The sequence below is a fragment of the Aquaspirillum soli genome, assembly GCF_054781915.1.
Genome location: NZ_BAAGTM010000003.1, coordinates 165,840 through 180,001 on the forward strand (window position 1 = coordinate 165,840; position 14,162 = coordinate 180,001).

Here is a 14,162-nt window from a genome sequence, read left to right on the forward strand (position 1 = left end):
TCGACTCCGGCCAGCCGAAGGAGGCGGAGCTGGTCTTGCGCAACGGGCAATGGTTTTTCAACCTCGTCGTCGAGCAGGGCGACGTTGAACCCGTGGCATCCGGCCCTGTGCTGGGCGTGGATGTCGGAGAAAACAATCTCGCTGCCCATAGCTTGGGCAAGGTCTTCGGCGGCGAGCGACTGCGCGATAAGCGCGACCGTTACCTTGCCCTGCGCCGTCGCCTTCAGTCCAACGGCAGCCAGAGCGCGAGACAAAAGCTCCGGCAAGGAGGCGCGGCGTGTGAAGCACATCAACCACGAAACGAGCAAGGCCATTGTTCAGGCGGCGATCCAAACTGGTGTCGCCAAGATTACGATGGAAGACCTGACGCACATTCGCTCTCGCATCAAGGCGGGCAAACGCATGCGTAGCCGCCTGCACCGCTGGGCGTGGCGGCAGTTGCAAACCTTCGTCGAATACAAGGCCAAGGCAGCAGGCATCGCGGTCGAATACGTCAACTCGGCCTACACCAGCCAGACCTGCTCGTGTTGTGGAGGATTGGGGAAGCGCTCGAAACACCGTTTCGAGTGCCCTCACTGTGGTCTGCGGGCGCACAGCGACTTGAATGCAAGTCGGAACCTTGCCCGCATTGGCGAGACTGCCGTCTCGCCAAGGGCGGCTGTAAATACGCCTGATGTTGGAAATGGGATCAACCATGCTCTCGTTTCACAATAAAGCCTTCGACTTCAGTCGAGGGTTATTTACAGGGGTTAAACCCTTTAGCATCTTCAATCGCCTGGCAAAATTGTAGGCCATCAAAAAGGTCTGCAATGGCCTTTTAACTGCTCATGTGTCTGGTAGTAGTAGCGTTTCACCGTGGCGTCTTTGATGGTTTGGTCAATCAGGGTTTGATAAAGCCCCTGAGACTAGACGGGCGGTGATTTCGACGATAGGAATCACTCGCTCATAGGCCATGCGTGTTGGGCCAATCACACCCAAGGTACCGACCACTTGACTGTTAATGCGGTACGGGGCGGTGATGACTGAGCACTCCCCCAGCGGCATGACCCCCGACTCGTCACCAATAAACAGCCGCACACCTTGTGCTTGCCGACTGTTTTCCAATAGATGAAGCAATTCTGTTTTACGCTCAAAAATATCGAATAAGCCACGCAAATTTGACAGGTTAGACGATAAATCATCAACGCCCAATAGACGCTTTTCCCCTGCAATTACCACAGCTTGGCTGTCGTCTTGCAATGCTTGTTGCCCTGCGCGAATGGCAGCGTTCATCAAATTGGCAATATCGTCTTGTAGGCTGCCTAGCTCGGCCTGTAAATCGGCTACAACACGATCTAACGCTTGTCCGGCATAGTGATGATTAAGATAGTTAGCAGCTTCGATTAATTCACTTGAGGTGTAGTCTTTTGCAGTCAGTAAGAGATGATTTTGTACATCACCATCGAGGGTGACCAAAATCAGCAAAATTCGTTTTTCCGAAAGGCGCAAAAACTCGACTTGCCGAAAGGCCATATCTGGTCGTTTTGGCATCATCACCACACCAGCAAAACAGGTTAAATCTGATAACAACTGTGACGCAGCAGCGGCCAAGCGTTGAGGGCTATCAGGATGCAGGCCATTGTGCATTTGTTGTAAGGCAGCCTCTTCGGGTGGGGTGATGGTGATGAGCTGATCGACGAAAACGCGATAACCCCTTGCCGTCGGCACTCTGCCCGCTGAGGTATGTGGGCTAGCCAACAATCCCATTTCTTCGAGATCGGACATAATGTTGCGAATCGAAGCGGCAGATAAATCCAGATTCGAGACACGCGATAGCGTGCGTGATCCCACCGGCTGGCCGTCGGCGATATAGCGCTCTATCAGGGTTTTGAGTAAGAGCTGGGCGCGTTCATTTAACATGGCAACACAATTCAATCAGCAAGCAAGACAAAAGAAAACACAGTCGAAGAAACTTCTTGGACAAAATCATGCCATTTTAAGCAACGACAAGACCTGTCGCGGACTTATGAGATAATCTTCGCTCTCACGTCATTTGTTTGGCGTGATCCGCGGTTCATTTTTTTCCGGAGGCATTATGGCTATCGATCAGGGCGATAAAAGCAAAGCATTGTCTGCTGCATTAGCACAAATTGAAAAACAATTCGGCAAGGGCTCGATCATGAAGATGAGCGATAACCAAGTTGCCGAAAACTTGCAAGTGATTTCAACGGGTTCATTGGGGCTGGATTTGGCATTGGGCGTTGGTGGGTTGCCGCGTGGCCGAGTCGTTGAAATTTATGGCCCTGAATCGTCAGGGAAAACAACCCTATGTTTACAGGTGGTGGCAGAAGCACAAAAGCTGGGCGGTACTTGCGCCTATATTGATGCTGAAAATGCGCTCGACCCTGTCTATGCACAAAAATTAGGGGTGCATGTCGATGACCTATTGATTTCACAACCTGATACGGGTGAACAAGCATTAGAAATTTGCGACATGCTGGTGCGCTCCGGTGGGATTGACGTCATCGTGGTTGACTCGGTGGCGGCTTTGGTTCCGAAGGCCGAAATTGAAGGCGAAATGGGCGATAGCCATGTGGGTCTGCAAGCTCGGTTAATGAGTCAAGCCTTGCGTAAACTCACCGGCAATATCAAGCGTACCAATACTTTGGTGATCTTCATTAACCAAATCCGCATGAAAATTGGTGTGATGTTCGGCAGTCCAGAAACCACAACCGGCGGTAATGCACTGAAATTCTATGCTTCAGTGCGGATGGATATTCGCCGAATTGGTGGTATTAAGAAAGGCGAGGACATCATTGGCAATGAAACACGGGTGAAAGTGGTGAAAAACAAAGTGAGCCCACCGTTCCGTCAAGCCGAGTTTGATATTCTGTATGGCGAAGGCATTTCCCGTGAAGGGGAAGTGGTGGAGCTGGGGGTGCAAAACGGTATCGTTGACAAGTCAGGTGCATGGTATGCCTATAACGGCCAAAAAATTGGTCAAGGCAAGGACAATGCGCGTGAATGGCTGCGTAACAACCCCGCGATTGCACAAGAAATTGAAAATAAAATTCGCGAAAAAGTTGGGGTGAATCCGGCGGTTTTTGCTGCAATTGCCGAAGGCGAGGATGACGACCAAGGCATTCCACCGTTAGATTAAGCGATGACCGGATTACGCGATAAAGTGCTCAATTTGCTGGCTCGGCGTGAATACACTCGCGCCGAGCTGTGGCAACGTTTAGTGCGAGACACCACAAACGAGTTTGAGCAACAACAACTGGCCGCATTGTTAGATGACTATCAGGCGCGTGGTTGGTTGTCCGACCGGCGTTTTGCTCAAGCGTGGGTGAACAGTCATCTACGCCGTCATGGCAGTTTGCGGTTGCGGCAAGACTTGGCACAACGCGGTGTGTCTCGTGAAGACATTACTGAGGCGCTGGCGACGTTGCCAGATGAACTCAGTCGGGCGCGCGAGGTATGGCAACGTAAGTTTGGTCAGCTGCCACAAGACCAAAAAGAATACGCCAAACAGATGCGCTTTCTTGCTAGCCGTGGCTTTGCCTTTGACGTTGCGCAACAGGTATTGAAACCACCCCGCGAATAGCTTTTTCTGTCGGCTAGGACAGGCAGACACTGCCCTAGCCGATTTTTCCTTTCTTCTCTCGCTTGCTCAGCGAGACTAGGCGGACGCACAATAGCGTTTTTCGTATGCGTAACAGGATGTCGCTATGCCCGCTTATCGTTCCCGTACTTCTACCCATGGCCGCAATATGGCAGGGGCTCGCGCTTTGTGGCGCGCCACTGGCATGAATGACAGCGACTTTGGTAAACCAATTATCGCTATTGCCAATAGCTTCACTCAATTTGTCCCGGGTCATGTGCATCTGCACAACCTCGGCCAGTTGGTCGCCAAAGAAATTGAAAAAGCCGGCGGCATTGCCAAAGAATTTAACACCATTGCGATTGATGACGGGATTGCGATGGGGCACAGCGGTATGTTGTATTCCTTACCAAGCCGCGATTTGATTGCAGACAGTGTGGAATATATGGTGAATGCCCACTGTGCTGATGCGCTGGTGTGTATTTCCAACTGTGACAAAATCACCCCCGGCATGTTGATGGCCGCCTTGCGTCTTAATATCCCAGTGATTTTTGTCTCTGGCGGCCCAATGGAAGCCGGTAAGGTGCAATGGGGTGATGAGATTCGCAAACTCGACTTGGTTGATGCCATGGTCGAAGCTGCCAACGATAAAGTCAGTGATGAAGAAGTGGCTGCCGTTGAGCGTTCTGCATGTCCAACTTGCGGTTCCTGTTCCGGTATGTTCACTGCTAATTCGATGAACTGTTTAACCGAGGCACTCGGCTTGTCGTTACCCGGCAATGGTTCCTTAGTGGCGACGCATGCTGATCGTAAAGCATTATTTTTACAAGCTGGGCGTACTATTGTTGAGCTGGCAAAACGCTATTACGAGCAAGACGATAACACCGTGTTGCCACGCAATATCGCCACGTTCGCAGCATTCGAAAATGCCATGAGTTTGGATGTGGCGATGGGTGGTTCGACCAACACGGTATTGCATTTATTGGCAGCAGCGCGTGAGGCGGGTGTCAATTTCACCATGCAAGACATCGACCGTATTTCACGCCGTGTGCCTTGCTTATCAAAAGTTGCCCCTGCGACGCAGAAATATCACATGGAAGACGTGCATCGTGCGGGTGGGGTGATCGGTATTTTGGGTGAGCTGGATCGTGCTGGTTTGATTCATCGCGATGTGCCAACTGTCCATGCCGCGACAATGGGCGATAGTCTCGACCGTTGGGATATTCAACGCCCAAGTTGTGATGAAGCGGCAAAAACCTTATATCGTGCTGCACCCGGTGGTGTCCGTACGACGATTGCGTTTAGCCAAAGCATGCGTTATCCAGAATTAGATAGCGATCGTGCCGAAGGATGTATCCGCAGCAAAGAACACGCTTATTCACAAGACGGCGGTTTGGCGGTGTTGTACGGCAATATTGCGGAACGCGGTTGTATTGTGAAAACCGCTGGTGTGGACGAATCTATTTTGACTTTTACCGGTCGTGTACGCATTTTTGAAAGCCAAGATAATGCCGTCGAAGCAATTTTGGGCGATCAAGTGGTGGCGGGCGATGTGGTGTTGATTCGCTACGAAGGCCCGAAAGGTGGGCCCGGGATGCAAGAGATGCTCTACCCCACCAGTTACCTCAAATCAAAAGGTTTGGGTAAGGCGTGTGCCTTGTTAACCGATGGTCGTTTCTCTGGCGGGACCTCTGGCCTGTCGATTGGTCACGTGAGCCCAGAAGCCGCCGAAGGGGGCGTGATTGGTTTGGCGGAAGAGGGCGATACCTTAGAAATCAATATTCCAGCACGGACGATTCACTTGGCTATCAGTGATGAAGAATTGGCACGCCGTCGTGCAGCAATGGAAGCGCGTGGTGCTCAAGCATGGAAACCGGTTGACCGTGATCGCGTGGTCAGTCCGGCGTTGCGTGCTTATGCCGCAATGACAACCAGTGCGGATACGGGTGCTGTGCGCGATGTGTCTCAGATTGAACGCCGTTGAGTCGTAGCATTGATGAGCTAGCAACGACCGCAAAAGACTTCGGTTTTTTGCGGTTTTTTTATGTTTGGGGAGGCAAGGTAAATAACCCTCGACTGAAGTCGAAGGCTTTATTGTGAAGCGCAGACATGGTTACCCCTATCGACACTCCCAACATCAGGCGTATTTACAGCCGCCCTTGGCGAGACGGCGGTCTCGCCAATGCGGGCAAGGTTCCGACTTGCATTCAAGTCGCTGTGCGCCCGCAGACCACAGTGAGGGCACTCGAAACGATGTTTCGAGCGCTTCCCCAATCCTCCACAACACGAGCAGGTCTGGCTGGTGTAGGCCGGGTTGACGTATTCGACCGCGATGCCTGCTGCCTTGGCCTTGTATTCGACGAAGGTTTGCAACTGCCGCCACGCCCATCGGTGCAGGCGGCCACGCATGCGTTTGCCCGCCTTGATGCGAGAGCGAATGTGCGTCAGGTCTTCCATCGTAATCTTGGCGACACCGGTTTGGATCGCCGCCTGAACAATGGCCTTGCTCGTTTGGTGGTTGATGTGCTTCACACGCCGCGCCTCTTTGCCGGAGACCTGCCGGAGCTTTTGTCTCGCGCTCTGGCTGCCGTTGGACTGAAGACGACGGCGCAGGGCAAGGTAACGGTCGCGCTTGTCGCGCAGATGCTCGCCGCCGAAGACCTTGCCCAAGCTATGGGCAGCGAGATTGTTTTCTCCGACATCTACGCCCATCACGGGGCCGGATGCCACGGGTTCAACGTCGCCCTGCTCGACGACGAGGTTGAAAAACCATTGCCCGTTGCGCAAGACCAGCTCCGCCTCCTTCGGCTGGCCGGATTCGAGGATGCGGCGCTGGTGTTCGCCGAGACGCAACGGCACGGTGATACGCCCATCGAGGGTATAGAGCGAGACGGTCTTGCCTTTGAGGGTGTAGGTGCGTTTGTCGAAGTGGACACTGGTGCGGTTGAAGCGGATGTCGGGGATGGGTGCGTCCTTCCTGATGCGCCCGAGTTCTTTTTGCGCCTTGTACGCCTTGCAGACCGAGAAGATGGCGTTGCAGCACATCTGACTGCCCAGCGGCGTCGCTTCGCGCAGCATCGTATAGGCTCGCTGGTGCAGACCGACGCGGTTGTAGAGACGGTGCTCGCGCACGATGGGAACAAGACGGTTGCAGGCGTCCGCATAGGCCACTTGAAGTGCTGCAAGACGGCCCGCGTGTTCCGCCGTCGTATCAAGCCGAATCGACGCCGTGCGCATCATCGCTTATCGCCTCTTGGTGACATGCTCGCAACGCTCGATGTAGCGACGGATGGTTTCGGCGCTGATGCCACCGCGCCAATCAGTACGTCGCGCCGATACTTCGGGCACCAGATCACATGGTAGGCCGTTTGATAGAAGTAATTACGTTTTGTGACAACATCGACCATACGTCACAGTTTATACCACATGGTGCGCTTCGCGCACCCGCAATTCCTCCCCTGACTCAAGTCAGGGGTTTCCTTACGGAGATTCTATGAAACAAGGATGTTTATTGGCAGCGGCTTTAGTTGCGATGCTGGCCATACCCGCATGGGCACAATGTAACGCTGGTAGTAAAACAGTATTTACTTGTACCACGACTAAAGGGAAGCTGATTGAGTTGTGTGATGCTGGAAAAACCATGGTGTATTCGTTTGGTAAGCCAACTCAAACCCCAGAAATTGTGGTGCAAGTGCCGCGTGCGGCAGCATCAACGTATCAATGGCAGGGCGTAGGCCGTTATGTATCGTATGCAGTGGATATTCCGAATGGTGATACGGTGTATAGCGTGTTTTGGGGCGTCGATCGTTTGGATGACCAACATCCCATTGAAGCGGGTGTGAATGTCACGGTTAAACAAAAGCAACTGGCTTCTGTTCGTTGTGATAACAACAAGAAAATTGTGCAAGCAATTGAGGGTATTAACCTAAAACCAACCGAATGAGACAACCCAACAAACCCACAATAGTTTGGTCGTGTGGGCACCGCTTTTGTGCCCACGACATCGGTAAAAAAACGGCAAAACACCGCTACCTCGCCTTTGATTCGGTGGGGCGGTTTTTTTGGCTGTTCTGGATGATATGAATTTTGGTGGACAACCCCCCCTGCCAAACTAACTATGGGTTTCAGGATGAGATAGAGTCAACCCTCGAAAATATCCTCTAACCGCTGCGCCTGTGTTAACGACACTCCCCACTGCTGCAACTGCTCCGGCGTCGCTGCCCGTAACCGCGACAACACCCAATCCGGTAATGGCTGACTAAACCGCGCCTCGATCAATGTTCGGAGGAGGGTTTGCATGCCATCTTCGCGGCCTTTTTGAATACCTTTCTGCATGCCTTTTTCCAACCCTCGCTGCTCACCACGTTCTTCTGCCACTTGAATCTCTGTGTTGTAATCCCACACCGCCCGTTCTCGCGCCAATGCCCGTAACCGTTCTTCCTTGGTCTGGCTCATTTGCTCTAGGGATTGCAAAACAGTCATTACTGGTGTGTGTGTCAGCTGTGCCATGATATGTTGCTCCTGCCAGTGTTCAAACAGATCGACCCAATTCTTTAATGCTGTTGGGGCCAGTTGGAGGCGGTCGGCTTTGTCTAATTCCAGAATATCAATTTGCTGTGCTTTGGTGAGGACAACATCGGGAATATGTTGATCGCGCAGTTCAAACCGCCATGAGGCTTGTTCTGGGTGTTCAGGGAATAAATCAAAATCCAGTAGATGAATACAAATCACATGCTTCATCTCGCGATAGGATTGACCGCTTTCTAACTGTTCGCTGATAAGACGCGAACTGTAATACAAACTTCGCTCTCCCCAATACGTCTGTTTCCGCACCTGAATTTCAATATTGTATTGCACCCCAAACCCATCTTTCGCTAAGACATCTAACACGATTTCTTTGGCGTGAAGGTCTTCACCGGAGATATTGGGGTTGAGAATATCCGTAATCGTAATCGGTGGTTGATCGTAGCGGATGCTATTGATCAAATCGGATAGCAATTCGGGTGATTGGGCAAAGAGACGTTTGAAAATGTAATCGTTCTTCGGGTCGAGCAGCGGCAGCATGATTGGAGTCGGGGCTGAGGGTGATATGGTTAATTGTAGTCCGTTGGGTTGGTTTATGTTATTAGGTTTGTTAAGCATCGGTAACTTAACCTTGCCGACTTGGTATTGATCCTTGTTTGGGGCGCATGATGCGCCCCAAAGTAGGGTTACATCGATTCGAGGGTTTCAATCCCCAACAACCCCAACCCTGTTTTCAACGTATCTGCTGTTAAGCGTGCCAATTTCAGGCGGCTTTGTCGTAATTGACCTTCGCTCTTCAACACTGGGCAGGCTTCATAGAAACGAGAGAACAGCGTTGCTAACTGATACAGATATTGACACAAGAAATGAGGTGTACCATCACGCGCAATATCTTTTAACACATCAGCAAACTGCAATAACTGCACAGCTAACTGATGCTCGGCCGGCTCTTGCAACACCAGCTCACAAGCTGCATCAAAATCATCTGCTTTACGGAATAAAGATGCGACACGAGCGTAGGCATATTGCAAATAAGGTGCGGTATTGCCTTCAAACGACAACATGGTGTTCCAATTGAACACATAATCGCTGTTGCGGTGTTTGGACAAATCTGCATATTTCACTGCGCCAATCCCCACCACCTGAGCAATCCGGCGGCGTTGTGTTTCATCTAATTCAGGGTTCTTGCTGCTGACCAGTTCAAAGGCACGTTGTTCTGCTTCATTGAGTAGATCAATTAGCTTCACCGTGCCACCCGTACGGGTTTTGAATGGGCGATTGTCTTCACCCATCATGGTGCCAAATCCAATATGTTCTAACACCATATTGGCGCTATAACCCGCCTTTTGGGCGATGGTGAAAATCTGTTGGAAATGTAAGCTCTGCCGTGCGTCTACCACATATAATGCGCGGTCGAGATTTAATACCGTATGGCGGTAGCGAATAGCGGCTAGGTCAGTGGTGGCATACAAATAGCCCCCATCTTTTTTCTGAATAATGACCGCTTGTGGCTCACCTTCTGGATTTTTAAACTCCTCCAAAAAGACCACCTGTGCGCCATCGCTTTCCACCAACAAGTTTTTTGCACGTAAATCATCAATAATACGCGGCAAATCATCGTTATAGGCCGACTCACCTCGCACTGCAGCGCGATCTAAACTGACTCCTAGGCGGTCGTAAACGGCTTGACAATGGGACAACGAAATCTCAACAAATTGCTGCCATAAGGCTAACACGGCGGCATCGCCTGATTGCAGCTTCACCACATATTCACGTGCTAGTTCGGCAAATTGCTCGTCTTCATCAAACCGAATTTTGGCTTGGCGATAGAAAGTCTCTAAATCATCTAACGCTAAATCACTGCTGGCGCTTTGTTGTTCTAATAAATACGCTGTCAACATCCCGAATTGGGTGCCCCAATCGCCGACGTGGTTGGCACGAATGACATCATGGCCTAAAAATGCCAATACTCGCGCTAACGCGTCACCAATGATGGACGAACGCAGATGGCCGACGTGCATTTCTTTTGCCAAATTGGGGGAGGAATATTCCACCATCACTTTTTGCGGCGCGGCCACCGGTGCTACTGCCAATCGTGAGTCTTGTGCTGCTTGTTGAAGTTGTTGGGCTAAGAAAGCGTTATCGAGGGTAATGTTGATAAAACCTGGGCCGGCGATATCAATTTTGCTGGCAATTCCCGCTAAATCGAGTGTATCAACGACTTGTTGTGCGAGGGCACGAGGGGCCATTTTTAGCTGTTTAGCGGCGGCCATCACCCCATTGGCTTGGTAATCGCCAAATTCAGGACGTGAAGCCGGTTGGATCAGCGCCTGTGCTTGGCTGGCTCCAGCGGCAGTAAGGGCGGTACAAACGCGTTGGTCGAGAAGTTGCAACAATGTCATGATAGATAAGTCCAGAAAAATCAAAGCACCGCCCACAGCGGTGCCGACCTGAAAAAAGATTGGGCGAATTGTACCGTTTTTGCAAACACAATTCTCGTTTCTGTGTGCTCTTGGATTCCTGCTAGATGCACCGATAATCTGTGGCACAGCGCAAGTGACGTGGTGCTGATGAGGGATGTGGATAGTTAATAGCAATGGTTGTTATACAAACAATCAATTGGAGCTATCAAAATAATCTGGTTAAGATCCATCCCATCAACAAGTTGTTCTGTCAAACCCCAACAGGAGAAACCCGAATGTCCTTGATCAACACTGAAGTGAAACCTTTTAAAGCCACTGCTTTCCACAATGGCAAATTCGTTGATGTGACCGAAGCCGATCTGAAAGGCAAGTGGTCAGTGCTGATTTTCATGCCAGCCGCTTTCACCTTTAACTGCCCAACTGAAATCGAAGACGCAGCGAACAACTATGCTGAGTTCCAGAAAGCTGGCGCTGAAGTGTATATCGTGACCACCGATACTCACTTCTCGCACAAAGTGTGGCACGAAACTTCGCCAGCTGTTGGCAAAGCACAGTTCCCGCTGATCGGTGACCCAACACATCAACTGACCAATGCTTTTGGTGTGCATATTCCTGAAGAAGGTTTGGCACTGCGCGGCACCTTCATCATCAACCCAGAAGGCGTGATCAAGACATTGGAAGTGCACGACAACGCCATCGCTCGTGACGTCAGCGAAACACTGCGTAAGCTGAAAGCCGCACAATATGTCGCAAACAACCCAGGCCAAGTGTGCCCAGCAAAATGGAAAGAAGGCGAAAAAACCTTAGCACCATCGCTGGACTTAGTTGGCAAGATCTAAGCGCCAGTCGGTCTACGGTTTAGATACAACGCGGGTGGCAACACCCGCTGTTGTTAAGCAAAAAACATCATGCTATTTGCCACATAAACCAGCATTTTTATCAAAGAAGAATGCTTGTTTATGTGTAATCCTTGGCGTAATTCGGAGCGGTGATTTCGCTGCCGCCGCCATCACCCGACCCTTAGGAGACAACGATGCTTGATAGCAACATTCAAACCCAACTCAAAGCCTACCTTGAACGCTTGGTCAACCCTATCGAACTGATCGCCAGTTTTGATGACAGTGCCAAAGCTGCTGAACTGCGTAGCTTGTTGCATGATGTTGCTGCGCTGTCGCCGAAAGTCAGTGTGCGTGAAGATGGCGACAATTCCCGTAAACCCTCATTTGCCATTGCCCAAGTCGGGCAAGCACCACGGGTACACTTTGCCGGTATTCCGATGGGGCATGAGTTTACCTCGCTGGTGTTGGCCTTGTTACAAGTCAGTGGTTATGCACCAAAGTTGGATGCTGAGGTTATCGAGCAAGTGAAAGCTTTGCCCGGACCGTTACACTTTGAAGTTTTTGTGTCTTTGTCATGCCATAACTGCCCTGACGTGGTGCAGGCGGTGAACACCATGTCGGTGTTAAACCCCAACATCCAAGCTGTGATGATCGATGGCAGTATGTTCCAACAAGAGGTTGAAACTCGCCAAATCATGGGGGTGCCAGCCATCTACCTGAACGGCCAGCCATTTGCCCAAGGCCGCATGAGTATTGAAGAAGTTTTGGCGAAAGTGGACGTCGGGGCGGTCGAACGTGAAGCAGCCAAATTGAATGAAAAAGCACCGTTTGATGTGTTGGTGGTGGGGGGTGGGCCAGCCGGCGCAGCAGCAGCGATTTATGCTGCCCGTAAAGGGATTCGCACGGGGATTGTCGCCGAGCGTTTTGGCGGTCAAGTGTTGGATACTTTAGGGATTGAGAACTTTATTTCGGTGAAAGAAACCGAAGGGCCAAAACTGGCTGCGGCCTTAGAGCAACACGTCCGTGATTATGAAGTGGACATTATTAACTTGCAGCGAGCCGAAGCGATTGAAGTGGATGGTGAACACGGTTATCGCACCGTCCGTTTAGCCAGCGGTGCTACGCTGAAAAGCCGTAGCGTGATTATTGCCACTGGGGCTCGCTGGCGCGAAATGAATGTGCCAGGGGAAGCGGAATACCGCACTAAAGGCGTGGCCTACTGCCCACATTGCGATGGTCCACTGTTCAAAGGGAAACGCGTGGCGGTGATTGGTGGCGGTAATTCAGGTGTCGAAGCCGCTATCGATTTGGCTGGCATCGTGGCGCATGTGACGTTGTTGGAATTTGGCGAAACCTTGCGTGCTGATGCGGTGTTGCAGGCCAAACTGCGTAGTTTGCCAAATGTCACCATTATCACCGAGGCACAAACCACTGCTGTGACCGGCGATGGTCAGAAAGTCAACGGTTTAGACTATACCGACCGCCGCTCTGGTGAGGCACGTCATGTCGAGTTGGAAGGGATTTTTGTCCAAATCGGCCTCTTGCCGAATACCGATTGGTTGAAAGGTCGTGTGGAGTTGTCCTCGCGTGGTGAAATTGTGATTGATGAGCGTGGACAAACTTCTTTGGCTGGGGTGTTTGCTGCCGGTGATGCAACGACCGTGCCTTACAAGCAAATTATCATTGCGATGGGTGAAGGGGCCAAAGCCAGCCTGAGCGCTTTTGACCACCTGATTCGCACCCCTGCACCACAAGCCTAAACGGTTGGTTGATCTCGATACCTCGGTATGAGGTCAGCCACCAAGATACGCATGGGCCAGCGTGCGGCAAGCAATGCCAACCGCTGCGCCTAATGCCGCTGGTTTCCATATTGCCGCAACACGTGGGCCAGCTGAAATCAATACCGCAATCCCCGGAATATCGAGTGGGTGAATCAACCAACCTGCCGCCAGATTTAATACCTCGGCACTGACCTGTTCAGTGCGACGAAGGGTGTCCATCACGCTCAACATGGCGTTGCCACCTGCTAAGTATTTGGTGAGCGAAGGCAAGATCAACGCAGGATCAATGTTGGCAGCTAATAGCAGTGGACTTAACACCCACGTTAGGCGATCTACTGCACCGGCAGCGGCCAGACTTTTTACCACCACTAACGACAACACCAACATTGGAATGGCGCCAATGGCAATTTTGAAAGCCTCGGCACCGGCGCGGTTAATCACGTCTAGGACGCCTTTGGCGTTTTCTGCTACGGGATGAGCTAAGGTTTCGTCGATGCGCTGTTCTTGGTTGTCTAATCCCCGCCCGAAAACATGGTAGGCCATGGCGGCCGCTACTAATCCGCCCACAATCGAAAACAGCAACACCTGACCGAGGTGAAGTCCCAATGCGGCAAGGGGAAATGAAGCGTTAGCCTGTGCCATCGCCATGACCATCGCCAAGGTTGCTGCCAGATGCCGACTTGATACACCACGCTGCTCCATCATGGTTAATGTCGCGACCGGCGCGGCAAAACTGACAAAGTTGACTTGTAAGGCGGCAAACACGCCTAAGCCAGTCAACCCAAAGGGTTTGAGGAACGGTGATAGCTTTGCCACCAGCCAATCTAAAATCCCTTTCGCTTCTAATAACCGCATGATGGCTAACATCACCACCATGACAGGCAACAATACAAACAAAGACAGCTCAATCGCTGAACGACCGGCTTTTAAAATGATTTCAACAAAAATATCCATACATCACACAGAAAAAAAAAGAACAGTGAGCATCTCGGCTCAACTGTTCTAAGAGAAAAAA

Annotated in this window: 12 protein-coding genes and 1 pseudogene; 7 read left to right on the forward strand and 6 right to left on the reverse strand. The window is 51.3% G+C overall.

The features are described from left to right. The first annotated feature begins 120 nt into the window (after window positions 1-120). Complete coding sequence (locus ACYVJG_RS04660) at window positions 121-714, forward strand: RNA-guided endonuclease TnpB family protein (protein ID WP_460430130.1); 594 nt, start codon at window positions 121-123, stop codon at window positions 712-714. Window positions 715-744: 30 nt separating this feature from the next. Here the strand turns inward: ACYVJG_RS04660 and ACYVJG_RS04665 are convergent. Both ACYVJG_RS04665 and hrcA read right to left on the reverse strand, forming a co-directional pair. Then, a pseudogene (locus ACYVJG_RS04665) lies at window positions 745-881 on the reverse strand (IS481 family transposase); the annotation flags it as partial. Further along, on the reverse strand, window positions 877-1,899 hold the full coding sequence (hrcA, locus tag ACYVJG_RS04670; RefSeq protein WP_460430020.1) for a heat-inducible transcriptional repressor HrcA: 1,023 nt from the start codon (window positions 1,897-1,899) through the stop codon (window positions 877-879). The gene hrcA and the pseudogene ACYVJG_RS04665, both read right to left, overlap by 5 nt. Before the next feature lie 175 nt (window positions 1,900-2,074). Here hrcA and recA point away from each other — a divergent pair, with 175 nt between their 5' ends. The 3 genes from recA (at window position 2,075) to ilvD (ending at window position 5,564) form a co-directional block, all read left to right on the forward strand. After that, window positions 2,075-3,139 carry a recombinase RecA gene (recA, locus tag ACYVJG_RS04675; protein ID WP_460430021.1) on the forward strand — a complete coding sequence of 355 codons (1,065 nt, stop codon included), beginning with the start codon at window positions 2,075-2,077 and terminating at the stop codon, window positions 3,137-3,139. A gap of 3 nt (window positions 3,140-3,142) precedes the next feature. Next, the gene (gene recX / locus ACYVJG_RS04680; protein ID WP_460430022.1) at window positions 3,143-3,583 is read left to right on the forward strand and encodes a recombination regulator RecX; all 441 of its coding nucleotides are present in this window, start codon (window positions 3,143-3,145) and stop codon (window positions 3,581-3,583) included. Between the two features lie 124 nt (window positions 3,584-3,707). Then, window positions 3,708-5,564: a dihydroxy-acid dehydratase gene (gene ilvD / locus ACYVJG_RS04685; RefSeq protein WP_460430023.1), complete on the forward strand. Its 1,857-nt coding sequence runs from the start codon at window positions 3,708-3,710 to the stop codon at window positions 5,562-5,564. Between the two features lie 107 nt (window positions 5,565-5,671). Here ilvD and ACYVJG_RS04690 read toward each other — a convergent pair whose 3' ends face one another. Then, entirely contained in the window at window positions 5,672-6,820 is a 1,149-nt protein-coding gene (locus ACYVJG_RS04690; protein ID WP_460430024.1) for an RNA-guided endonuclease InsQ/TnpB family protein, read from the reverse strand. 253 nt (window positions 6,821-7,073) lie between these two features. On the opposite strand from ACYVJG_RS04690, the gene ACYVJG_RS04695 reads away from it, so the two are divergent. After that, window positions 7,074-7,523, forward strand: a complete 450-nt coding sequence (locus ACYVJG_RS04695) for a hypothetical protein (protein WP_460430025.1) — start codon at window positions 7,074-7,076, stop codon at window positions 7,521-7,523. A 197-nt stretch (window positions 7,524-7,720) separates the two neighbouring features. Here the strand turns inward: ACYVJG_RS04695 and ACYVJG_RS04700 are convergent, their stop codons facing one another. Beyond that, on the reverse strand, window positions 7,721-8,644 hold the full coding sequence (locus tag ACYVJG_RS04700; RefSeq protein ID WP_460430026.1) for an Rpn family recombination-promoting nuclease/putative transposase: 924 nt from the start codon (window positions 8,642-8,644) through the stop codon (window positions 7,721-7,723). 146 nt (window positions 8,645-8,790) lie between these two features. Continuing rightward, the gene (argS, locus tag ACYVJG_RS04705) at window positions 8,791-10,506 is read right to left on the reverse strand and encodes an arginine--tRNA ligase (RefSeq protein WP_460430027.1); all 1,716 of its coding nucleotides are present in this window, start codon (window positions 10,504-10,506) and stop codon (window positions 8,791-8,793) included. 296 nt (window positions 10,507-10,802) lie between these two features. Here argS and ahpC point away from each other — a divergent pair, with 296 nt between their 5' ends. Beyond that, window positions 10,803-11,366 (forward strand): alkyl hydroperoxide reductase subunit C, encoded by a 564-nt coding sequence (gene ahpC, locus ACYVJG_RS04710; RefSeq protein WP_460430028.1) that lies wholly within the window; start codon window positions 10,803-10,805, stop codon window positions 11,364-11,366. Window positions 11,367-11,560: 194 nt separating this feature from the next. Beyond that, complete coding sequence (gene ahpF, locus ACYVJG_RS04715) at window positions 11,561-13,126, forward strand: alkyl hydroperoxide reductase subunit F (RefSeq protein ID WP_460430029.1); 1,566 nt, start codon at window positions 11,561-11,563, stop codon at window positions 13,124-13,126. Between the two features lie 33 nt (window positions 13,127-13,159). Here ahpF and ACYVJG_RS04720 read toward each other — a convergent pair whose 3' ends face one another. Further along, window positions 13,160-14,101 (reverse strand): nucleoside recognition domain-containing protein, encoded by a 942-nt coding sequence (locus ACYVJG_RS04720; protein WP_460430030.1) that lies wholly within the window; start codon window positions 14,099-14,101, stop codon window positions 13,160-13,162. Window positions 14,102-14,162: the final 61 nt, after the last annotated feature.